The organism is Moraxella bovis (assembly GCF_002014975.1).
In the GTDB taxonomy this organism is placed as follows: Bacteria; Pseudomonadota; Gammaproteobacteria; order Pseudomonadales; family Moraxellaceae; genus Moraxella; species Moraxella bovis.
This window is the reverse complement of record NZ_MUXV01000030.1, coordinates 1-22,517: the sequence shown is the minus strand read 5'-3', so window position 1 is coordinate 22,517 and position 22,517 is coordinate 1. Positions and strand designations below refer to the sequence as shown.

Here is a 22,517-nt window from a genome sequence, read left to right as displayed (position 1 = left end):
GGCTAATTTGGTTAAAGAGAGATATTATGAAAAATAACATAAAAACATCACGTGTGTTCATGCTAAGCACGCTTGCCTTGTTCATGACTGCGTGTAGTACCATTCCCCAAAAATCACAAAGTGTACTGGCTCAGCCAAAAGTGCCTGTAGAGTTGCCTTATAAAGTGCTTGATGTTAACACAACCATCAGCACGCCTGAGGCACCAAGTTTGGCAGGCATGCGTTGGCAAGATTTTTATGCCGACCCCAAATTAAAGGCCTTGATTGAAATGGGTCTGACTCACAATAAAGACTTACAATCAGCCATCTTGGCGGTGCAAAGTGCCAGGGCTCAGTATCAGATCACCAATGCCAATGCCTACCCCAATATTGGCGTATCGGGCGGGGCAACTCGTGGGGTGGATGCTCGTGATAGAAATCCTAGCACCAATTATAATGTTGGACTTGCCCTGTCAAGTTATGAGCTTGATTTGTGGGGTCGGGTTGCTAGTGCCAAAGAAGCAGCACTACATGACTATTTGGCACAAAATTCCGCCAAAGACGCCGCTCAAATTTCTATCATCTCAGCAATCGCCCAAGGCTATGTCAATCTTAGCTATGCCATGGCACAACGTCAGCTTGCCCTAGAAACGTTAAAAACCCGTGAACATTCACTGTTCATTAACAATAAGCGTTTTGAGGCGGGCATTGATGCCAAATCAACCAGTCTACAAGCCGAAGCGTCGCTAGAATCTGCCAAATTGGCAGTCTATCAGGCGGATGCCAATATCTTAAAAACAAAAAATGCCTTGCAGTTATTATTGGGAACCCCGATACCTGTGGAGCTATTGCCTGATTTAGGCGTAAATAACATCACCACGCAAAGTCTATTTAGTACGGGTCTGCCCAGTGAGCTGTTATACTACCGTCCTGACATCGTCCAAGCTGAACATCGCCTAAAAGCAGCAGGAGCGAACATCAATGTGGCTCGTGCTGCCTATTTTCCCAGCATTAGACTGTCAAGCAACATCGGCTATGGCTCCACTGATTTGGGGGATTTATTCAAATCAGGGGCATTTAGTTGGTCAGCGGGTCCATCTATTAGCTTGCCAATTTTTGATGCAGGATACAGACGTGCTAATTATGAAGTCGCACAAATCGGTCAAAAGCAAGCCTTGGTGAATTATGAAAAAACCATTCAAACGGCATTTAAAGAAGTCTCTGATGTGCTTGCTACCCGTGCCACCATGGAACATCAGCTAAATTCACAGTATCGCCTACAAAAAAATTATCAAGAAACCTATAACATTGCCCATGCACGTTTTCGCTCGGGGCTTGATAATTATCTTAATGTGCTAGATGCTGAGCGTTCGCTTTTTGCCAATCAGCAAAGCATTTTGAATTTGGAATTACAAAAAATTCTAAGTCAGATTGAGCTTTATCAAGTATTAGGTGGGGGAGCGACACTCTCGGCTGAGCAGATTACAAACTTTAATAAACAGCGTGAAGCCATGCAGACAGCAAGTCTTGCTACCGCTGAGCAGTTGGCAAATGCCCAAATTAAAGGTGCTAATACTGCCACCAGCCCAGAGCTTGTACAGCCTGAGCCTAATAATATCAGTGTGGTGGAACCATCCAATGTGGGTGGGGTGGCGACAGAGCCTACGACCAACGACGCACAGGTGACCAGTATGCCTGCCACTAACCCATCGGGATCAGCCATCATCAAACCTGCTGATGATAGTGAGCCTGTGCAAGTAACCCCTTGATTTTGTCATCAAAAAAGTCCGCAATCTGTGTTGGGTTGCGGACTTTTTTCATAAAGTTAAGTGATGAGCAAAAGGTGTTGTTTAAACATGGCTTTTAAAATTGTGGCTTGACATAGATAGTTATTGACATAATACGTGAAAATTATGGTCAAGATGATGGGTAGGGCTTGGCAAATACGCCATCAATATCGCTAGATGTGAGATTGCCTTTGTTGGTTCTCGGCATAGATTGCCACTTGTAGCCAGATGTTTGCTTGAATGTAGTCTTGCACTTGAATCTGACGGTTTTGCTCATTGCTGACGGCAGCGATACGCACCACAAAGGCCTCGGCATTGGGTTCACGTAAAATTGCCACATCAAAGAGCGTGATGGGTATGCCAAAAAATTCAGTACAGCTTATGCCCAGCACCTGACCTTGGCACCATGCTTCATCTTCTTGCCCGAAGGTGTCGCCAAACAGATAAATACAGCTCTCCCCAAAGTTAATCTCCACCGGAGTAAGAAGTGTGTTTTCATCGCCGTCTTTGGGTGTCCATGTTTTTATTTGCTCATCAATGTCATCAGGCACTATGCCACCATTATCCGCCACGATGTCATTAAAGGCACGATGATAGCGAATGGCTTTTGGGTTTTTGACCAGTAGCGTCTCATCTTTGTTACTTGGTTCAATGTTGTACGCCCATGCACTAAAATTAGCAAAGTAATTTTTTGGGGTTTTGTACTCGTGGCGATTGATGGCGTAGAGCTGGTCAAAGGCGTAGATGGTCGTGCCATCGGTGGTTCGAAGGCGTAAAATGGCGTCAGCGGTACGCTCACAGCGAATCACTCGCTCAATCTGACAGTTTACCCCATAAGGGCTATGCACCGCAGGGTAGGCGTTGATAAAAGCGGTGGGTTTGCCGTTATCCATGGTAAGAATTTGCTTGATGTGACAAGGGGTGTCTTGTCCGAGTAAAAGGGTCTTATGATCAGTACGCCCCACGGTCAAACCAGTAGGCAGAGTGGCGGTCTCCAACATGGCTTGGAGCCAATCTGGCACGTCATCGGCAATGTTATTAGTTAACATCGCCCAATGATCGCCATGTCCTGCATTTTTGTCGCAAGGCAAGTCTATCTTTTGGGGTGGTACTTCATGCTTGTAGTCGTAGCGAATGCTCATGGGAGTTCCGTATGAATAAATACCCCATCTTTATAAGGGGGAATTTTAAAAAATCAAGTCATCTTATCCTACTGATTTGGATAAAATTTATCATCATGAACGACAAAATCCCCAAAAGCATGCCAAAATGGTGTAAACTATGGCGTCAAATTTCAAAAGGCAATCCCCATTTATGTTTCGTCCCCTTGCTTTATTTATCGGGCTAAGATACACCCGAGCTGAGCGTAAAAATGGCTTTATCTCCTTTATCTCACTCATCTCAATGATTGGGCTAACCCTTGGTGTGGCGGTGCTTATTACTGTTTTGTCGGTGATGAATGGCTTTGATAGGGAGTTAAAAACCCGCATTTTGGGCATGGTGTCACAGGCAAATGTCAGCTCTTATGAGATTATGCCTGATTGGCAAACACTTGCCAAAAAGATTGAAGAGAATGACAAAAATGTCGTGGCAACTGCTCCATTTATCGGATTGCAAGGCATGCTGACCGCTCACGGACAGGTGGCGGGTATTATGGTAACAGGCATTGAGCCTGAGTATGAAACCAAAGTGTCCATCATTGGCGAACATATGGTGCAAGGCGACATCCATGTATTAAGGGCGGGGGAGTTTGGTATTGTCTTGGGTGAGAGCATGGTGCAATCTATGGGGCTGATGATAGGCGATAAGGTAACCTTGGTAATGCCCGAAGCATCAGTATCGGTGGCGGGTGTTGTTCCTAGATTTAAGCGTTTTACCCTTGTGGGGACGTTTAGCATCAGCCCTGAGATTGACAGCACTATGGCGTATGTTGCCATGCGTGATGCAGGCGTTCTACTGCGTCTGCCCGAGGGAGCTCAGGGCATTCGCCTAAAAATGAATGATATTTTTAAAGCCCCCCAAGCGGCACTAAAAGCACAGAACATTGCTCCTGAGCGTTTGATTGCTAATGACTGGACAAGCACGCACGGCAATCTGTTCTCCGCCATTCAAATGGAAAAAGCCATGGTGGGACTACTGCTTTTTTTAATCATTGTGGTGGCGGCTTTTAATATCGTGTCTAGCCTTGTAATGCTTGTGACGGATAAAAAATCTGACATCGCGATTTTAAAGACCTTTGGGGCAAGTCCTAAGCTTATCATGCAAGTCTTTATGGTGCAAGGCATGATTATTGGCGTGATTGGTACGATAGCAGGGACGATATTGGGCATAACTTTTGCTTTGACGGTGAGTGATATTTTAGGTTTTATTAATAATTTCTTTGGACTACATTTGTTTGATGCGTATTTTGTCAATTATTTGCCATCACAAGTAAAGCTAAGCGATGTACTGCTTATCACATCCGCGTCATTTTTATTGTCATTTGTCATGACCATTTATCCTGCTTTGCGTGCGTCAAAAATTCAGCCCGCCCAAACCTTGCGTTATGAATAAGGAAATTAGATGAGTATTATTTTAGAGGCAAAAAATATCAGCAAAATCTATGACGAAGGCAAAATTCAAACATCTGTACTGACAGGGCTTGATTTAACCGTTCATCAAGGCGAACGTGTTGCCATCGTTGGTAGTAGCGGTTCGGGCAAAAGTACGCTGTTGCACTTATTGGGAGGGCTTGATACACCAACTGAGGGCGAAGTATGGCTCAAAGGCGTGTGCCTAAATCATTTAAATGAGACGGCACGTGGACAGATGCGTAATGAGCATTTGGGTTTTATTTATCAATTTCATCATCTACTGGCGGAGTTTAGCGCCACCGAAAATGTTGCCATGCCCCTGCTCATGCGTGTTGATGTCAGTATTAACGAAGCAAAAGATAGGGCAAATGAACTACTAGACCGTGTCGGTCTGTCGCATCGCACCCACCACCGCCCAAGCGAGTTGTCAGGCGGTGAGCGTCAGCGTGTGGCGATTGCCCGTGCGTTGGTAACACGCCCGAGTTTGGTGTTGGCTGATGAGCCAACGGGCAACCTAGATGATGATAATGCTTTGGCGGTGTTTGAGCTACTCTCAGAGCTACAAGACACGCTTGGCATGGCACTACTCATGGTCACGCATGACAGGACATTGGCGGCACGAGCTGATAGGGTACTACACATGAAAAGTGGGACGTGGGCGCAGTTTTGATGGATGATTCAATGAACTGTATGAGCTTGCCATAGGTAAATGCATCAGTAAAAAACCACGCCCTAAGACATGGTTTTGTATTTTTACCAACGAATTGGCGTAACATGGGGGTTACTGGCTTTGAGATTCTCGTAAGTGCCTTTGACAAAGATGTCTTCATTAACGGTGCTGATGTTGGTATGACCGCAGAACGCCATCGTGATGTCGCACTCTTTGTAGATGATCTCTAAGGCACGGCGAACGCCATCTTCGCCATACGCCCCCAGACCATATAGGAATGAGCGACCTATCATCGTGCCTTTTGCTCCTAGTGCGATGGCTTTTAGCACGTCTTGACCTGAGCGGATACCACTGTCTAGCCAGATTTCGCATTTTGAGTTTTCTGCTTGTACCGCTTGCACACAGTCGGCAAGGCTAGCGATAGAGCTTGGGGCTCCGTCTAGCTGACGACCGCCGTGGTTGGAGATGACCATGGCGTCCGCTCCTGATTTGGCAGCCAAAATGGCGTCTTCGGGCTCCATGATGCCTTTGATGATGAGCGGGCCACCCCACAGCTCTTTGATACGAGCGACATCGTCCCAATTAAGGCTCGGGTCAAACTGCTCTGCCGTCCAAGATGATAGGCTAGACAAATCGCCCACCCCTTCGGCATGACCGACAATGTTGCGAAAGGTATGGCGTTTGGTGCCAAGCATATTAAAGCACCATTCAGGTTTGGTCATCAGATTGATGATGTTGGTTAGGGTAGGCTTAGGGGGTGCAGACAGACCATTTTTGATGTCTTTGTGGCGTTGTCCTAGCACCTGTAAATCAGCTGTTAGGATAAGGGCAGAGCATTTGGCTTCTTTGGCACGGCGAATCAGATTTTCCATGAATTTTTTATCACGCATGACATACAGCTGAAACCAAAATGGCTTGGTGGTGTTCTCTGCGACATCTTCAATAGAGCAAATACTCATCGTCGAGAGCGAAAAGGGAATGCCAAATTTCTCAGCAGCACGAGCCGCGTGAATCTCACCGTCTGCCCACATCATGCCTGTAAAGCCTGTCGGGGCGATTGCCACCGGCATATGCACGTCTTGCCCTATCATCTGTGTGGCAAGCGAACGACCTTCCATGTCAACGAGTACACGTTGGCGTAGCTTGATGCGGTCAAAGTCGGTTTCGTTATTGCGATAAGTGGTCTGTGTCCACGAGCCTGAGTCCACATAGTCATAGAACATGCGGGGTACTTTACGCTCGGCAATACGGCGTAGGTCTTCGATTTCGGTGATTTTACTTAAATCTGCCATAAAACAGCCTTAGTTTTTAAAGTTTTGAAAATGGGGTGTATTTTACAATAATTTATAAAAAATAACAAAAGGGATTAGGGCATGTTGAACATTGATAACATTTTATAAAACAAGATGGGAATTTGACAATATCAATCAATTTTTGCATGAAAAATGGCTATCCGACCACTTAATCATGTAGATTTTTAAGATTTTTAAAACTTAATCTCTTAAAATTAAGCGGTCGGATTGTTTTTCATAATAAAAACTTGTCTGATAGAAAACTCACAGCCTTTGTTTTTTCCTTGAAAAACGTGCGATTTTTCTTATTTTTCATTGCAAATACCAATGTTTAACACGCCCTATAAAACCCCTTTTGTTAAAATCATACTTAAGTTCGCTCACTCTTTTTGCTGATAACAGTCATGATGGCAAAGAAGGCAATCGCCCACAATGCTGCTGCAATCCACCATACAGGGTTAAAGATGAACGCCATGCCCACCAGACCTGCTTGTATTACATAATAACTCATGGCGATGAGTGTCTTACGAATAACCAAGCCTTCACGGTTCACCAGTCCGACCACCGCACAGGCAGCGACAACGTTATGCACGCTAATCATGTTACCAGCGGCACCGCCCACGGCTTGCAGGGCGACGACTTTGGCGGCGTCATTAGCACCTAGGTCAATCTGAGTGGCAGTGCTCCACTGAAAATGGCTAAACATCATGTTAGAGACGGTGTTTGACCCTGCAATGAACGCCCCCAATGCCCCAATCCAAGGCGACACGAGTGGCCACATATTTGCAAATACATCAGCAGCACCTGCCGCCAGTACTTTTGGCATGGCAAGAATCGGCTCGGCAACATCAGCAGGCGTGCCAGAGTTGATGAATACCTGCACCATCGGAATTGAGAACAGTAGGGCAGGGGCGGCGGCTATCATGGTTTTGCCAGAGGCTGACCAACTTTTTTTGACGGTGTCGCCTTTCATGCCAAACAAAAAGATGCAAATGATGGAGACAAGCAGCAGCACGGTCGCAGGCGAGTACAGTAGCTGTGTTTTGTTGGTGATACTGGTGTCTAGGATATTGCTAAATGTGATAACCGCATTACTGCTTAGCCAATCTTTTAATGGCTTGATGGTACGAGTGGCGATTAGAATACCGATGACCAGCAGATAAGGCGAGAATGCTTTAACCACAGAGAATTTGGCTTTTTCATTCACATCAATGTTGGTGGCGGCTAAGGTGCCCCTCCATTCTTCTTCCCATTTATCACGGCTTTCAAAGTCAAAGGTGTTTTTGGGGGTCAAAAAGCCCATTTTGGCAGCTGGCACGACAATAGCAAGACCGACCACGGCTCCGACCAAAGAAGGTAGTTCGGGTCCGACAAATTTGGCGGTCAAATAGTAAGGGATGACAAAGCACAGACCGGCAAAAATGGCAAAAGGAGCGGCTTCAAAACCTTGGCGAAACGAGCGTTTTACCCCAAAGAATTTGGTCAAGAAACAGCACAAAATCAGCGGAATCAAAAAACCCACCACTGAATGCACAAAGGCAACGTTTGCCCCGATTTGGATGATGTAATCATTAAAGGCAATGCCCTGCTGACTAATGGCAGCGGTTACATCTTCTTTATTTTCAAGCCCCGAGTTCACGCCGATAAGAATGGGCGTACCTACTGCTCCATAGGAGACAGGAGCGGACTGAATGATAAGAATTGCCATGACACACGCCATTGCAGGAAAGCCGAGTGCCAGCAGTAGGGGAGCTCCCACTGCTGATGGCGTACCCCAACCTGTGGAGCCTTCAATGAGTGAGCCAAACAGCCATGCCACAATAATCATCTGTACACGACGGTCAGGCGAGATACCCATAAAGCCTTGGCGGATGGCGACAATGGCTCCGCTCTCTTTTAGGGTATTAAGCAGTAGCACCGCAGCAAAGACGATGAATAGGACGTTGGCGGCGGTTAATACGCCATGAATGGTTGCAGCGGCAACTTGATTGCCAGCGGTTTGCCATACAAATAATGACAGCAAAGCTGTTGCAAAATACGCCACAGGCATGGCAATTTTGGCGGGTAGTCGCATGACGACCAATAAGGTAAAAACAATTAAAATTGGTAATAATGCCAAAAAGGTCAGCATATACACTCCTTTGTCCAACAAAGACTGTATGCCCATTTGTGTTATGATTTCAATTTTAAAAATCCATTAAAATTGTTGGGTCATACAAAATAACAATCGTTTGTGATGATTGATACATCACAAAGCCCTATTTTTGGTAAAATTTAGCAAATACCACAATATAAAAATGGTTATTAGCAATAAATCTCATTAGCTAAATAATGAGCCAAAGTGGTATTTTACTCAAAAATTTATTAAAAATAAATAGGGCGTACCTACCCTTGATAACATTTTTATAAAATAAGATGAGAATTTGACAATTTTAACCAATTTTTGCATGAAAAATGGCTAAATCTTGTGGCTCGAAGTCAAAAACTTGTCTGATAGAAGACTCACAGCCTCAAGTTTTTCCTTGAAAAACGGGCGATTCCCCTGCTTTTTTAAACAAGCATTTTTCATTGCAAATACCAAAGATGGGTACGCCCTAACAGATTTTAACCAATCATCACATTTTTATTGTTTTTTTTTCGATAAATTTTAAAAATTGATAAAAATATTTTATAAAAATCGGTGTGATGTACGATTTTGGCGTGCTTATCCGTGATGATTATTTGATAAAAGATGAACAATATCCATAATCCCAAACGGATAGCATAGTAGGCGGGTGGGGGTGATAAGAATGGGAATGAGCGTGCCCAGATGGTCTATCAGCTCTTCGCTGTCGGCAAGGTCAAGCACATGAATGGCAGGCATGCGTGGATGTATAGCTCGGGCTTGGGTCAGTAGGGCGTGGCTGGTGTGGCACAGATGACAGCCATCCGTGCCTAAAAGATACCAATCTGTGGTAGGATTGGATGTGTGGATGATTTGCTGGCTGTCTAAGCCTGTAAATGTCGCCAATAGTAGGGCATGAAACGTGCGGTATTCGTTATGAGCCAGGCAAGTTAGGGCGAAGCGGTCGTTTGTTAATTTTTGTAAGTATTTGATAAAATTAATATTATTCATAAAAATAAATGCCCCATAGCAAAAAATCGTGTAAAATAGGGCTTTTATTATAGCAAATACACCCCAAGTTTATTTTATTTTATGTTTAAAAAAACCACAAATACGCCGTCTCAGCCCAGTCCCGACTCACAAACACCCCCCAAACCCAAAAGACGGCGACTGGTGGCATGGCTGTGGCGATGGGTGATAGCTCCACTCTTGGTGTTGGTAATCAGCTTTCACCTGCTCATCGCCGCCATGCTTGGCGTGTGGAAAGTCGCCCCTGTCGGTAACTCCATGTTTATGGTTGCTCATCGCCTATCAGGGGGCGAGGTTGTGCAGGTATGGGTAGATTATGATGATATCGCCAAAGCGGTCAAACAGGCGGTGGTGGCGAGCGAAGATGCCAAATTTGCCACGCATAATGGCTTTGACATGGAAGGCATTGAGCGCGCCATTAAAGCAAACGAAGCAGGCGGGGCGGTGTCAATGGGCGGCTCGACCATCAGCCAACAGCTTGCCAAAAATCTGTTTTTGACATCGCACCGCTCCTATATCCGTAAGGGCGAAGAGGCGATTATCACGGTGATGATGGAGCAGATGTGGGACAAACAGCGGATTTTAGAGGTGTATCTGAACGTGGCGGAATTTGGCGAGGGCATTTATGGCATTGAGGCGGCGGCACGGCATTATTATGGCAAATCTGCCAAAAACCTAAGCCGTGAGCAGTCGGCATTGCTCATCAGCATGCTCCCCAATCCCAAATATTACCAAAAAAATCTCAATAACCGTCGCCTACAAAACAAAAAGCGGATTATCATGAAGCGTATGCCCAGTGCGGTATTGCCTTAAGTTACACCTTTTGATATAGCAAATCCCAAGACGCACGTCCATAATCCGCCCCACGTTTTTCGAATTTGGTGGCAGGGCGAAAATCAGGACGTGGCGAAAAGTTGCCTTTGCCTGCCATATTTTCAAACTCGCTCATGTTATCTAGCACTTCAAGCATCCACAAGGCATAATGCTCCCAATCGGTCGCACTGTGAAAAATCCCGCCCGTTTTTAGTTTGTCTGCCACCAAGGTCATGCGGTCGGTCGTTACAAAACGGCGTTTGTAATGTCGCTTTTTTTGCCACGGGTCGGGAAAATAAAGCTGTACCGTGTCCAAATGCTCACTAGGTAAATTGTTTAATAAGGCAATCGCATCGCCATTTAGCACCTTTAAATTAGTCAGTTCCAATTCATGAGATAGATAAGCAGTACGCCCAATGCCTGGTTCGTGGACTTCTATGCCGACAAAGTTACGAGCTGGCTCGGCTTGTGCCATTTCTACCAAGCTGTCGCCCATGCCAAAGCCGATTTCTAAGGTCAAAGGGGCGTTCTCGCCATTTGGTGTATCCTTAAAAAACACCCGCAAATCGGTGATGTTAGATACATCGCCCAATCTGCCCAAATCCTTACCATGATTGATGATGTACGGAGCAAAGGCAGGGTCGGTCAGGGCGGTCTCAGCATACTGGCTCAGGTGCGTTCGCCGTCTCATAAAGGTGGCGATGGCGTGGCTGTATTCGGTGGGCGTGCGAGCTAGGTTTTGGATTTCTTGGCTGATGGTATCCCGAGAGATGTCAGGGCTTTGGCGGTCGCCCCCAACAGGGGCAAGGGGGGCTTTTGGGGTGGATTGGTCTGGGTTAGTCATGGTATATTACCTAAAAAAGGCGTAAAATAGTGCCTATTATAAAGCATTCATGGGTTAAGTACAAAATTTATGTTTCGTTTGCCATTTTTAGAAGACACGACTCCGCCTCCATTTTATTTGCCCCACTTATCCGACAAAGAGCGGATTCAGCTTGACAAGTGGTTTATTGGCACACGCTCGCAAAGCTATTATTTAAAGCGGTTTGGGCAATTTGATAAGGCAGGCAAACTGCATGCTCGCTGGAACTGGTCGGCGTTTCTCACCACGTTTGGCTGGCTGTTATACCGCAAGCGTTATCTAGACTGCGTGGTGTATTGTGTGGCAGGGTGGTCGTTTATTAAGCTCAACATCGTCATCATTTTGGCGGTGTGTGAATTTTTATTTGTGGGTAAACTGCCTGATGACTATCAGATGTACACACGGCTCATGATAGCTGGGGCGGTGTGGCTGTTTTGGTCGGGCATGGTGGCACGCTGGGCGGACGCGTATTATTATCGCATGGCACGGCGTGAGATTGCCGATGCCGTGGAGCTATACCCTACTGACAAGAACGCTCAAAAGGCATATCTGGCAGAGCATGGCGGGGTCAGTGTGGTGGGGCTTGGCGTGGCGTTTGCCATGTTTGGGACGTTGCTTGCGATTATTGTATTGCAATTTGTGCCGATTATCGCCATGCAAAAAGAGCAGGCAGTGATTTTTGAGAGTTATCGCAGTACCAATGCCATTGCCAAGCGAGTGGAGCTCATCTATGAGCAAACAGGTAACTGCCCTGTGGGTCTGCCCGTTACTACCGACAACCAAAGGGTGAGCGTGGAAGTGGTGGCAAGCCTGCCCTATGCCAAGACCGATTGTGCGGTGGTGGCAACGGTATCAGGGGCAAGTTATCCGGTGCGGTATTTAAACGGTCGGCATTTGGCAATTTATCATCAAATAGATGATAATTCGTGGCGGTGTCAGACATCGCTAAATAAAAAACAAACACCAAAACGTTGTGTGGGGTAGCTTCACTCCAAACTCACAAACACTAATTCAGGACGGTTAAACAGACGTGGCACTCTCGTGCTTTCTCGTGCCAAGCCACGGCTCACGATAAATTTGGTGTTATTGTCATTGGCAAATTCATAAAGTCCGCCTGCATATTTGGGGAATAGCCCTTGATTGGGAGCGTACACGCCATTGATAACGAATGGCACTCGCCATTGTCCGCCATGAGCATGACCTGCCATGATGATATCAAAAGGATAATTAAGATACGTGTCAATATGCTCGGGGCGGTGGGTTAATAAAATATGGACGTGATTTTTAGTATCATTATTTAAATTATCCGTTACTGTTTTTAAATCCTTATCAAACGCTCCGCCGTCTGGGTCAGATATGCCATGAATGACGACATTGGTGTTTGGCACGGATATACTTTTGCCATGAATGATTGATACACCATGAGTGTGAATTTTACCCATAACTTTATTATAATCCGGCTGACTTAGCCAATTTTCATGATTGCCGTCCACATAATAGGTTGGGGCAATATCGGGTAATTGGCTCAATAATTCATCAGCATTATCAAAAGGCATTTTATCATCATAAATATCCCCGCCCAATAATATCACGTCAGGCTGTTTTTGTTTTAAACCATCTATCAGCCATTTTTGATTATCGCCATAATAACAAGCGTGCAAATCGGTAATTAGGGCGATATTTAATGCCTTATCACTTTGATAGCCGATATTATCAAATTTATAATCCACCACTTTTAATAAATTGCTATAAATAATAATGGCAACTATCATCAATAAAGCGATGAGTATTCTTATTATCGCTTTTTTATATTTGTTAAAAAATATCATGGCAATATCCGCTCTCTCTCCCAACCGTTTTCGCCTTTGCGATAGACAATGCGGTCGTGCATACGGTTGGCTCGCCCTTGCCAGAATTCTATTTTATCCACCAATAGGCAATATCCGCCCCAAAACTCAGGCTTGGGGATATGCTCGCCAAACTGCTCGGATAATTTGGCAAAATCGCTCTCCATGACTTCACGGCTCTCTACCACGCCACTTTGGGGGCGACTGACCCACGCCGCCAGCTGGCTGTCTTTGGGGCGGGAATGGTAGTAGGCTTCTGATTTTTGAGTGGATAATTTTACCACACGCCCAGACGCTCGCACTTGACGTTCTAGCGTATGCCAAAAAAACAAGGCTTCGGCAAAGGGATTGTCCGCCAAATCCTGCCCCTTGTCGCTGTCATAATTGGTATAAAAAATCATTTCCATGTCATCGCCCACAGGCACAATCTCACGCATGAGTAGCGTTCGCACCGATGGACGCCTATCCGCCCCACAAGTGGCAAGCGAAAAGGCATAGGCTTCGCCGATTTGTTCAGCTAGGGCTTCGCTCATCCATTTTTGGAGCAATGGATAAGGGGTGTCGCCAATGTTTTTTTCAATGAGTTCGTCTTTTTCGTAGGACAGACGGCTGGCACTAAAATCAATTCCCATAGAAGTTACCTTTTTTGATTTAATGGTTTGTTTTATAAGTTTTGCAAAATTCTATCGCTTTAGGATATTCGGTAATTTGTGTTGGATTAACTTGATGTAAATGCCAATTGGGGCTATGTTGCTCTATCAAATCGTATTCAGCCCCAGATAAAGTTGCAGGACAAACAGCCTTTGCTTGTTCAGTTGTCTTATTTACTGTTTTTATATTAAATAAGATACTCTCAAGACCTAAGGAATTATCATCATAAAACATGCACATTCTGCCATACAAAATTGCATCAGACATCGCAAAAATCGCTTTCGTGCATTCATTATCAATAAAATGTTCTGTATTTTGATTGGCGCTATCAACATTGGCATTTGCTCATACCGCCAATAAAATTCCTATTATGACAAAAATTTTCATTTAACAACCTTTATTGCAACTGTTTTAATTTATCTTGACTTGGTAATTCAAAAGGCGGATGTGTACTAATATCCACCAGTACAATTTCATCATCAAAGCGTTGATAATGCAGAATACATTCGCTCGTCATATCGCCATCATCGCCCACATATTCAGGAATGCCTATATGATAATGCCACAAACAATGTTTTTGGGCATAATCAAAATTGGCTCGCTCTTTTTTGGTGTGGGGATTGGTTGGGGCGGAGGATTTATTACGACCTTGCAGACCACGCAAGCCGTGTTGTTGAATTTGTTGGATAAATAGAGCGATTTTTATGCGGTCTGCGTGTGAAAGTAGGGCAAGTTGTTCGTCAAAGGCAAGACTTGTTTTCACTTTCATCTTGCACCGCCCAGCCAATCTGCCAGCTGTTCTACGCTGTCAAAATGGGGTATAGGGGTAGAACCGCTTTTGATTGATTTATCCAATTTCTCAATATCAAAATGATGTTGATAAAACCAATCATAATAAGCGTCTTCATCATCTTTGGTAAAAGTAGAGATAAGCAATTCATCAACCGTCATACCTGCTTGCTCGGCTTTGGCGGTAATCAGCTCTATGGTGGTTGGGGGTAGGTCTAATATCATGGGTTTTTCTCTTTTAAATATTAAAATGATATTTTTATTAAGGGTATTTTTAAATATAGATTTTAAAATTGGATATGTAGGGGCAATTTATTCGCCCAAATGTTAAATTTACCATAAGGTAAATTCAATTCACCCCACACACTCATTTTAAATTATCTATGATTTAAAATCACCCCAACACCGCCTTTACCTTATCCGCCAATGACGTTGCCAATGTTTGTGCCGTATCGCCATCTTGGGCTTCAACCATGACCCGAATCACAGGCTCGGTGCCTGATTTACGGATTAGTAGTCGCCCTGTACTGCCAAGCTCGCTCTCGGCTTGGGCGAAGGTGGATTTTAGCTCGTCATTGTCATAAGGGTCGCTCATTTTGGCTAGGCGGACGTTGATGAGCGTTTGGGGATATGGGGTGTAATCCTTTGTTAAATCGGAGAGTTTACCGCCTTTTTTGACCAAAACCGCCAGCACCTGCAAGCCTGCTACAATGGCATCGCCCGTGCGGGATTTATCAAGGCAAAGAATATGCCCCGATGACTCTCCGCCAATGGTGTAGCCGTGTTTTTCTAGCTCTTGCATGACGTAGCGGTCGCCCACTTTGGCACGGATAAAGTGGGTGCCTTGATTTTTAAGTAAGTTTTCAAGTGCCATGTTGCTCATCAGCGTACCGACCACGCCAGCAGGCTTTTCGTCCGCTCCATTGGCAAGGATGTATAAAATGCTGTCGCCGTCCAAAATTTGCCCGTTTTCATCCACCATCACAATGCGGTCGCCGTCTCCGTCTAGGGCAATGCCCAAATCGGCTTTGTGTTCTAGCACTAGGCGTTGCAAGGCTTCGGGGTGGGTTGAACCGCAGCCCGCATTAATATTTGTACCGTTTGGCGTGTTGGCGTGGGCGATGACACTTGCTCCAAGTTCACGCAAAACCCGTGGGGCAACGCTGTACCCTGCTCCGTTGGCACAGTCCACCACAATGGTTAGCCCACGCAGGTCGTATTGGTAGGGGAATGAGCCTTTGCAGTACTCAATATAACGCCCCTTAGCGTCATCAATGCGGTAGCTTTTGCCAAGCTCGGTGGGGTAGTGTTCAAGGCGTGAAAGCGTGTCGCCATGTATCATCTCGTCCAATTTGGCGTTAATGGCGGATTGGGTTTCGTCTGAGATTTTTTTGCCTTCGCCTGAGAAAAACTTTACGCCATTGTCGCCATAAGGGTTGTGGCTCGCCGAGATGACCACGCCCATGTCGGCGTGAAAACTTCTTGCCAAATGAGCAATGGCAGGTGTTGGCAAAGGCCCGAGTAGGTGTACGTCCACGCCTGCCGAGTTAAATCCTGCTTGCAAGGCGGATTCAATGACATAGCCCGACAGACGGGTGTCTTTACCGATAACCACGCTGGGTCGTCTGCCTGTGATGTTTTGGGCGGTCAAAACCTGCCCTGCGGCATAGCCCAATCTTAATAGAAAATCAGGGGTAATGGGAAATTGTCCAAATGCCCCACGAATGCCGTCTGTGCCAAAGTAGCTCATGATGATTGCCTTTTAAAATTAAAATGATAAGAAAAAATAATCCTAAGTATACCGCCAAATTATTCTCTAATTCAATACTTTTTCAGTAGTATAAAAGTTAATCATAAAAACAAGAATTTTTATCAAAATTTACAAAAGCCTTGTTTAAATTGCAAATTTTTGCCACAATATAGCATTTTTTCATCACGGAACCATTCATGACAAATCTTAACCCACACCCTGCCTTTACCCTAAAATCTAAGCACCACATAGAAGCCCTTGATATCACGGTGCTACTTTGCGAGCATACTGCCACAGGGGCAACTCATTATCATCTGGCATGTGATAATGACGAAAACGCCTTGATGATTGGCTTTGCCACCCAGCCCATGACTTCTCGGGGCGAAGCTCATATTCTAGAACACGTTGTCTTGTGCGGTTCACAAAAATACCCTGTACGAGACCCGTTTTTTAGCATGATTAAGCGGTCATTGCAGACCTTTATGAACGCCATGACGGCAAGTGATTGGACGGTGTACCCCTTTGCCAGTCAAAACAAAAACGATTATTTTAACCTATTATCCGTCTATCTTGATGCGGTGTTTTTCCCCAACATTCACGAGTTAGATTTTGCCCAAGAAGGCATTCGTTTGGAGCTTGACAAGCAGGGGCGACCTGAATATCACGGCATTGTCTTTAATGAGATGAAAGGGGCGATGAGTGGCGAGATTGACCAGCTTTACTATGCTTTGGCACCACACCTGTATCCGACCACGACTTATCATTATAACTCAGGGGGCGACCCAAAAGAGATTGTGAAGCTGACCCATGCTGATTTGGTCAATTTTCACAAGACTCATTATCACCCATCTAACGCCATTATCATGAGTTTTGGCGACATTGACGTGGCGGACATTCAAGCACGCCTGCACGATGATGCCCTAGTGCGTTTTGATGATGCTGAAAAGCCGTCTCGTGGCAAACAGTTCGTCTCCATGACCGAGACTCGCCTAAATGAGCCTGTGCAAGTCTATGACACTTATACCGCTGACGTGAGTGGCGAGAAAATGACCCATAACGTGTTGGCGTGGCTACTACCAAGCATTACCGACCCCAAACAGCGTCTGGCACTTCGCCTCATGGAGGGCGTGCTGATAGAACACGCAGGCTCGCCCCTAAGAGCGTATCTTGACAGCTCGCCACTTGGCACGTCCGCAAGTCCGCTACTGGGCTTGGACGACAGTCATTATGAAATGGCGTTTTATGCAGGCGTGCGTGGTTCGGAGCGTGAGCTTGCCGATGACGTGGAAAACGGCATTTTGGAGCTACTTCGTTCTGTGGCAGAAAACCCCATTGATAATGAGACCATACAGACCATTTTGCATCAGATAGAGCTAGACCAACGCCATATCGGGGGCGACAGTATGCCTTATGGCTTGACACTCATGCTTGAAGGGTTTGGTACGGCACTGCATGGCGGTAATCCTGTGGACATGTGGGAGATTGATGAACATTTGTCGTGGCTATCGGAGCAGGTCAAAGAGCCAAATTGGGTGCAAAATCTCATCAAAACGCACCTGATTGACAATCCGCACCGAGTTCGCCTAACTCTATCGCCTGACAAGGACAAAGCCCAACGCCTGATAGACGATGAAAAGGCAAGTTTGGATAAGCTAAATACCACGTTAAGCGATGAGGATAAAGCACTCATTCGCCAAAAGTCTGCCGAGCTTGCCACACGCCAAGCGATGATAGATGACGTGGATATTTTGCCAAAAGTGGGGCTAGATGACATTCCCAAAGCGATAAAATTCGCCCACGCCAACAAACAGCCGATAACCATTGGGCAAGACGAACGTACACTTTATGAGTATCATGCAGGGACAAATGGACTGTATTATTATCAAGTAGTGCTTGATTTAAATGATAATTTAGGCATTTTAAATAATCCGCTGCTGCCCCTATATCTAGGGCTGTTGTCCGAGCTAGGTACGGATAGGTATGACGCACGCACGTTCCAAGCGGTGCAAGCGTCCGTTTCATCAGGCGTTACTGCTCGCATTTCACAGCGTACCGACCGCCATGATAAGGAGGCGATGACAAGCTATCTAGTAGTGGCGACCCGTGCCTTAGCTCGTAAGCCTGAGGCGGTGGAACTGGTAAGCGACGTGCTAAACAACACCATTTTCACCGAAACCGACCGCATGAGCGAGCTGTTACAGCAAAAACAAGCGTCTTGGCAATCACGCCTATCAGCAAGCGGACACAGCTACGCCATTCAGACCGCCAGTCGGAGCATGAGCAAATTATCATCGTTAGAATACCGTTATTCGGGCTTACCTGCCCTGTCGGCACTAAAATCATTTTTAAAACAAAGTGAAACCGACCAAGCGGTTTGGCAAACGCTATCAGCACGCCTAGCCCAAATCCATGAGCAAGTACAAAACCTGCCCAAAGACGTGATTTTGGTGTGTGAGTCGGACAAGGCGGACGAGTTAAAGGCGGTGATAAAAGACGTGCTAAACACACCGCATAAGCCTGTCAAATCGTCTGTCGTAGTACATGATACGCTACTAGCGTTTGATGAGCTTTCTAACAGCGATGACAATAAAGACATCGCATGGCTTATCGCCACCAATGTCTATCATAATGCCGCAGCCTACCCTGCGACCACATCGGGGCATGAGGACACACCTGCCTTGACAGTGCTGGCTCCGTTTTTAAGAAATGGCTATCTGCATTCGGCAATCCGCGAAAAAGGCGGAGCGTATGGCGGTGGGGCGAGTTTTGATGCCAATTCGGCAAGTTTTCGCTTTTATAGCTACCGAGACCCGCACTGCGTGGCGACTTTTCTTCATTTTGAAAAGAGCATTGACTGGCTACTTGATAACGACCATGACGCTGATAAGTTGGAGGAGGCGATTTTGGGGATTATCGGCGGTATGGACAAACCTGCGTCCCCAGCAGGCGAGGCGGTCAAGGCGTGTTTTAGCGAACTACACGGACGCACCAAAGAAATGCAAGAAGCCATACGAGCCAAGCTGTTGGCGGTTACGATAGACGACCTAAAACGAGTGGCACACACGTATCTAAAAGACAAGCCTCATGTTAAGGCGAGCCTTGCTCCGCTTGAAAAAGAGAGTCAAATGGCAGAACTTGGGTTTGATTGTCATAAGATTGGTTAAGATTGTTTTAAGTCAAGCAAAAACCCCATGCCGTGTGGTGTGGGGTTTTGGTTTGTGTGGTATTTATATGCTTTTTAATAAATTTTGTAACGCAAGCCCTGCATTGTCCGTTTTCATAAATTGCTCACCGATAAGGAAATGATGAATGTCATGCGACTGCATCAGGTGTACATCGTCCGCCCCATGAATGCCACTTTCGCTGACAATAAGTGCGTCATCACCCACATTTTCACGCAAGGTCTTAGCAAGGCGAATGGACGTGTTCAAATCCACATCAAAGGTATTCAGATTGCGGTTATTGATGCCATAAATGTTGTGGGTGGATTTGGGCAATTTCAATGCACGAGCTAGCTCATTTTCATCATGAATCTCAATCAGCACGTCCATGCCAAGCTCTATCGCCACCTTGTGCAAATGTGTCACGGTCTCATCATCAAGGCATGCCATGATAAGCAAAATACAATCCGCCCCAAGCGTTCGGCTTTCATAAATGTGGTACTCGTCCACCATAAAATCTTTACGCAAGGCAGGCAAATTACAAGCGTTTTTGGCTTGGATAAGATAGTCATCATGCCCAAAAAAATACTCACGGTCGGTTAAAACAGACAAACAAGTTGCCCCTGCCGACTCGTAGCCTTGGGCGGTGGCAATGGGGTCAAAATTTTGGCAAATCACGCCTTTGGACGGGCTTGCCTTTTTTATCTCGCTAATCACGCCGATTTTGCCTTGCTCCACCGCTCGCAGGGCATTGGCAAAACCACGCACAGTAGGGGCGGATTTGGCTTTTTGTTTTAATTCATCAAGGCTGATTTGGGTGCGAGCTTGGGCGATTTCTTGGTGTTTGGTGGCAACAATTTTTTGTAAAATGGTGGGGGTTGACATGTTTTTCCTTTTAAAATTTTTTAAATTTGAAAATATAATTTGGGTGAATTGTAATTTGCCCCTACATATCCTATTTTAGGCGTTAAACGTCTGGGTAAATGCCACAAATTCCTGCATTTTTTGCCATGCCTTACCACTTGCTAGGGCCTCTTTGGCAAGGGCGACACCGTCTTTAAAGTTGTCTGACACCCCTGACAGATACAGGCTTGCCCCTGCATTTAGAGCGATAATATCACACGCCTTTTGGGTGCGTGAGTCGGTTTTCCCTTGTAGGGCAGATTTGATAAGGTCAAAACTTTCATCAGACGAGCCAACCGACAAGCCGTCAAGCGACTGCATGGCAATGCCGACATCGGTGGGGGTAATTTTAAAGGTAGTTACCTTACCGTCCTTGTATTCCGATACTGTTGTGGGTGTGGCAAGGCTTATCTCGTCCAAGCCGTCATCAGAATGCACGACCCACACATGGCGATTGCCAAGTTTGCCCATGACGTGAGCGAGCTTTTCGCACAATGCCACATCATACACCCCAAGCAAGGTGTTTGGGGTAGACGCAGGGTTGGTCAAAGGCCCTAGAATATTAAAAATTGTCCGCACCTTCAACGCTCCACGCACCGCCTTGGCATGACGCATGGCGGGGTGATGATTGGGGGCGAACATAAAGCACACCCCTGTATTTTTAGCACAGTCGGCAACTTGGCTTGGGTCAAGGGCGAGATTCACGCCTGCACTTGTGAGCAAATTGGACGCACCCGAACGGCTTGACACGCCTGTGCTACCGTGCTTGGCGACCACACCGCCACAGACCGCCACCACAAAGGCGGATGCTGTGGATACGTTGAACAAATTCGCCCCATCTCCGCCCGTTCCCACGATATCCACCGCATTATCCACGTCCAAAGTAACGGCATTGGCAAACGACCGCATAACACGAGCAGAAATGGCAACCTCGTCCACCGTCTCGCCCTTGATACGCCAAGCCGTGATAATGGCGGACAGTAGCACATCGGGGCATTTGCCTGTCATGATAAGGGTCATGAGCGTGGCGGTGTCGTCATCGCTTAGGTTTTCGCCATTGATTAGGGTGTTTAGGGTGTGTACCAAAAAGGCGTGAATGTCGTGGTCATTTTTTAACATGGATTTCCTTTTAAATTTTTTTAAACGAATAATTTTACCGAATTTGGGCGAATAAATTGCCCTTACAATACTGTTTTTAAATAAAAAATCACGCCACCGTTGGCAAAGTTTCATCATCTAGCACAGCAAGCCCACAGCGTTTTAAAAAGTTGTTAAAAAGCTGATAACCATGCTCGCTTAAAATAGACTCTGGGTGAAACTGCACGCCTTCAATGTCTAGCTCTTTATGACGAACACCCATAATCTCGCCCATAGAGCTGTCTGCATTTTGTGTCCAAGCGGTGATTTCTAGGCACTCAGGCAACGTGGCTTTGTCAATGACCAGCGAATGATACCGTACCACTGACACAGGTTTTGGCAAGCCATGAAATACGCCCATATCCTTATGATACACGTCTGATAATCGTCCGTGCATGACCTCGCCTGCTCGCACGACATTGCCCCCAAAGGCTTGCCCAATGGCTTGATGACCCAAGCACACGCCCAAAATGGGAATTTGCCCACCAAAATGCGTCAAAATCGGCACCGTAACCCCCGCCTCGGTCGGCGTGCAAGGGCCGGGCCCTAGGATAATGGCTTGAGGGGCAAGAGCGGTTATCTCATCAATGGTAATCTCGTTGTTGCGTTTTACCACAATGTCCTGCTTTAACTCGCCAAAATACTGAACAATGTTGTAAGTAAAACTGCAATAGTTATCTATCATTAAGAGCATTTTTAAAATATCCTGTTGATTTTATTACATATTTTATCTTATTTTAGAAAACTACACTCAATATTACACTCAAAAACAAAAAGCACACCCTGTTTGAGTGTGCTTTTTGTTATTTTTGCTCAATGAATGTTTTGACATTGTTTTCTAACCAGTAAGGGTAAGGGTCATGCCCATCTTCTTTCGGTATTTTACCACTCTTTCGCCATCTGTCAAATGTTGAGCGTGTTTTTCCCAATAATTTGCAAAATTCGGTAATTCTAACTCGTCTTTGTATGGTCATTCAATTCTCCCTAAAAATTTCTTCAAAATCTCATAAAGCCCGTGATACGGCATGAAATTCACCCCATGCCAAAACGCACAAAATACATAATAATGCTTAACACAGGGGCTGATATAGTGGGGCAGGTCGCACACATTAATCGCATAGCCCTTTATTCTTGGATAGACATACATGACTACTCCTTTGGTGGCTTAGG

At 45.7% G+C, this 22,517-nt stretch carries 21 protein-coding genes; 6 read left to right on the top strand and 15 right to left on the bottom strand.

All coding sequences use genetic code 11. The features are described 5' to 3' along the window. Window positions 1-26: 26 nt before the first annotated feature. Entirely contained in the window at window positions 27-1,748 is a 1,722-nt protein-coding gene (locus tag B0182_RS07380) for an efflux transporter outer membrane subunit (protein ID WP_078274305.1), read from the top strand. Window positions 1,749-1,939: 191 nt separating this feature from the next. Here B0182_RS07380 and B0182_RS07375 read toward each other — a convergent pair whose 3' ends face one another. Continuing rightward, window positions 1,940-2,908, bottom strand: coding sequence for a hypothetical protein (locus B0182_RS07375; protein WP_078274304.1), 969 nt, complete (start codon window positions 2,906-2,908; stop codon window positions 1,940-1,942). A gap of 172 nt (window positions 2,909-3,080) precedes the next feature. Between B0182_RS07375 and B0182_RS07370 the strand changes: the two genes are divergently transcribed. Together B0182_RS07370 and lolD are read left to right on the top strand one after the other, a co-directional pair. Beyond that, a complete protein-coding gene (locus B0182_RS07370) occupies window positions 3,081-4,319 on the top strand; it encodes a lipoprotein-releasing ABC transporter permease subunit (RefSeq protein ID WP_078274303.1) in 1,239 nt (412 codons plus the stop codon). A gap of 9 nt (window positions 4,320-4,328) precedes the next feature. After that, window positions 4,329-5,009, top strand: a complete 681-nt coding sequence (gene lolD / locus B0182_RS07365; RefSeq protein WP_078274302.1) for a lipoprotein-releasing ABC transporter ATP-binding protein LolD — start codon at window positions 4,329-4,331, stop codon at window positions 5,007-5,009. 83 nt (window positions 5,010-5,092) lie between these two features. Here lolD and B0182_RS07360 read toward each other — a convergent pair whose 3' ends face one another. The 3 genes from B0182_RS07360 to B0182_RS07350 all read right to left on the bottom strand — a co-directional run bounded on the left by B0182_RS07360 (window position 5,093) and on the right by B0182_RS07350 (window position 9,416). After that, window positions 5,093-6,301, bottom strand: a complete 1,209-nt coding sequence (locus B0182_RS07360; protein WP_029102711.1) for an alpha-hydroxy acid oxidase — start codon at window positions 6,299-6,301, stop codon at window positions 5,093-5,095. A gap of 370 nt (window positions 6,302-6,671) precedes the next feature. Next, window positions 6,672-8,432 carry an L-lactate permease gene (locus B0182_RS07355; protein ID WP_078274301.1) on the bottom strand — a complete coding sequence of 587 codons (1,761 nt, stop codon included), beginning with the start codon at window positions 8,430-8,432 and terminating at the stop codon, window positions 6,672-6,674. Between the two features lie 573 nt (window positions 8,433-9,005). Then, the gene (locus B0182_RS07350) at window positions 9,006-9,416 is read right to left on the bottom strand and encodes a thioredoxin domain-containing protein (protein ID WP_078274300.1); all 411 of its coding nucleotides are present in this window, start codon (window positions 9,414-9,416) and stop codon (window positions 9,006-9,008) included. Window positions 9,417-9,575: 159 nt separating this feature from the next. Between B0182_RS07350 and mtgA the strand changes: the two genes are divergently transcribed. Beyond that, the gene (mtgA, locus tag B0182_RS07345; RefSeq protein ID WP_228157833.1) at window positions 9,576-10,247 is read left to right on the top strand and encodes a monofunctional biosynthetic peptidoglycan transglycosylase; all 672 of its coding nucleotides are present in this window, start codon (window positions 9,576-9,578) and stop codon (window positions 10,245-10,247) included. Window position 10,248: 1 nt separating this feature from the next. On the opposite strand, the gene trmB is transcribed toward mtgA, so the two are convergent. Next, window positions 10,249-11,091 carry a tRNA (guanosine(46)-N7)-methyltransferase TrmB gene (gene trmB / locus B0182_RS07340; protein WP_078274298.1) on the bottom strand — a complete coding sequence of 281 codons (843 nt, stop codon included), beginning with the start codon at window positions 11,089-11,091 and terminating at the stop codon, window positions 10,249-10,251. Between the two features lie 69 nt (window positions 11,092-11,160). Here trmB and B0182_RS07335 point away from each other — a divergent pair, with 69 nt between their 5' ends. Then, window positions 11,161-12,093, top strand: coding sequence for a DUF2628 domain-containing protein (locus tag B0182_RS07335; protein WP_078274297.1), 933 nt, complete (start codon window positions 11,161-11,163; stop codon window positions 12,091-12,093). Between the two features lie 2 nt (window positions 12,094-12,095). Here B0182_RS07335 and B0182_RS07330 read toward each other — a convergent pair whose 3' ends face one another. From B0182_RS07330 to glmM, 6 genes are all read right to left on the bottom strand, one after another. Beyond that, complete coding sequence (locus B0182_RS07330; RefSeq protein WP_078274296.1) at window positions 12,096-12,938, bottom strand: metallophosphoesterase; 843 nt, start codon at window positions 12,936-12,938, stop codon at window positions 12,096-12,098. Then, a complete protein-coding gene (gene pdxH / locus B0182_RS07325; RefSeq protein ID WP_078274295.1) occupies window positions 12,935-13,588 on the bottom strand; it encodes a pyridoxamine 5'-phosphate oxidase in 654 nt (217 codons plus the stop codon). The genes B0182_RS07330 and pdxH overlap by 4 nt, the downstream gene beginning before the upstream one ends. A 19-nt stretch (window positions 13,589-13,607) precedes the next feature. Beyond that, entirely contained in the window at window positions 13,608-13,841 is a 234-nt protein-coding gene (locus B0182_RS07320; protein WP_115369586.1) for a hypothetical protein, read from the bottom strand. A 163-nt stretch (window positions 13,842-14,004) separates the two neighbouring features. After that, complete coding sequence (locus B0182_RS07315; protein ID WP_078274293.1) at window positions 14,005-14,376, bottom strand: hypothetical protein; 372 nt, start codon at window positions 14,374-14,376, stop codon at window positions 14,005-14,007. Then, entirely contained in the window at window positions 14,373-14,621 is a 249-nt protein-coding gene (locus B0182_RS07310; RefSeq protein WP_078274292.1) for a hypothetical protein, read from the bottom strand. The genes B0182_RS07315 and B0182_RS07310 overlap by 4 nt, the downstream gene beginning before the upstream one ends. Window positions 14,622-14,790: 169 nt before the next feature. Beyond that, window positions 14,791-16,146 (bottom strand): phosphoglucosamine mutase, encoded by a 1,356-nt coding sequence (gene glmM, locus B0182_RS07305; RefSeq protein WP_078274291.1) that lies wholly within the window; start codon window positions 16,144-16,146, stop codon window positions 14,791-14,793. A gap of 197 nt (window positions 16,147-16,343) precedes the next feature. Here glmM and B0182_RS07300 point away from each other — a divergent pair, with 197 nt between their 5' ends. Beyond that, window positions 16,344-19,310: an insulinase family protein gene (locus B0182_RS07300; RefSeq protein WP_078274290.1), complete on the top strand. Its 2,967-nt coding sequence runs from the start codon at window positions 16,344-16,346 to the stop codon at window positions 19,308-19,310. Between the two features lie 63 nt (window positions 19,311-19,373). Here B0182_RS07300 and trpC read toward each other — a convergent pair whose 3' ends face one another. From trpC to B0182_RS14310, 4 genes are all read right to left on the bottom strand, one after another. Then, entirely contained in the window at window positions 19,374-20,192 is an 819-nt protein-coding gene (gene trpC, locus B0182_RS07295; RefSeq protein WP_078274289.1) for an indole-3-glycerol phosphate synthase TrpC, read from the bottom strand. Between the two features lie 75 nt (window positions 20,193-20,267). Next, window positions 20,268-21,329, bottom strand: coding sequence for an anthranilate phosphoribosyltransferase (trpD, locus tag B0182_RS07290; RefSeq protein ID WP_078274288.1), 1,062 nt, complete (start codon window positions 21,327-21,329; stop codon window positions 20,268-20,270). 88 nt (window positions 21,330-21,417) lie between these two features. Next, window positions 21,418-22,041 carry an anthranilate synthase component II gene (locus B0182_RS07285; protein ID WP_078274287.1) on the bottom strand — a complete coding sequence of 208 codons (624 nt, stop codon included), beginning with the start codon at window positions 22,039-22,041 and terminating at the stop codon, window positions 21,418-21,420. A 276-nt stretch (window positions 22,042-22,317) separates the two neighbouring features. After that, entirely contained in the window at window positions 22,318-22,494 is a 177-nt protein-coding gene (locus B0182_RS14310; protein ID WP_158079658.1) for a hypothetical protein, read from the bottom strand. Window positions 22,495-22,517: the final 23 nt, after the last annotated feature.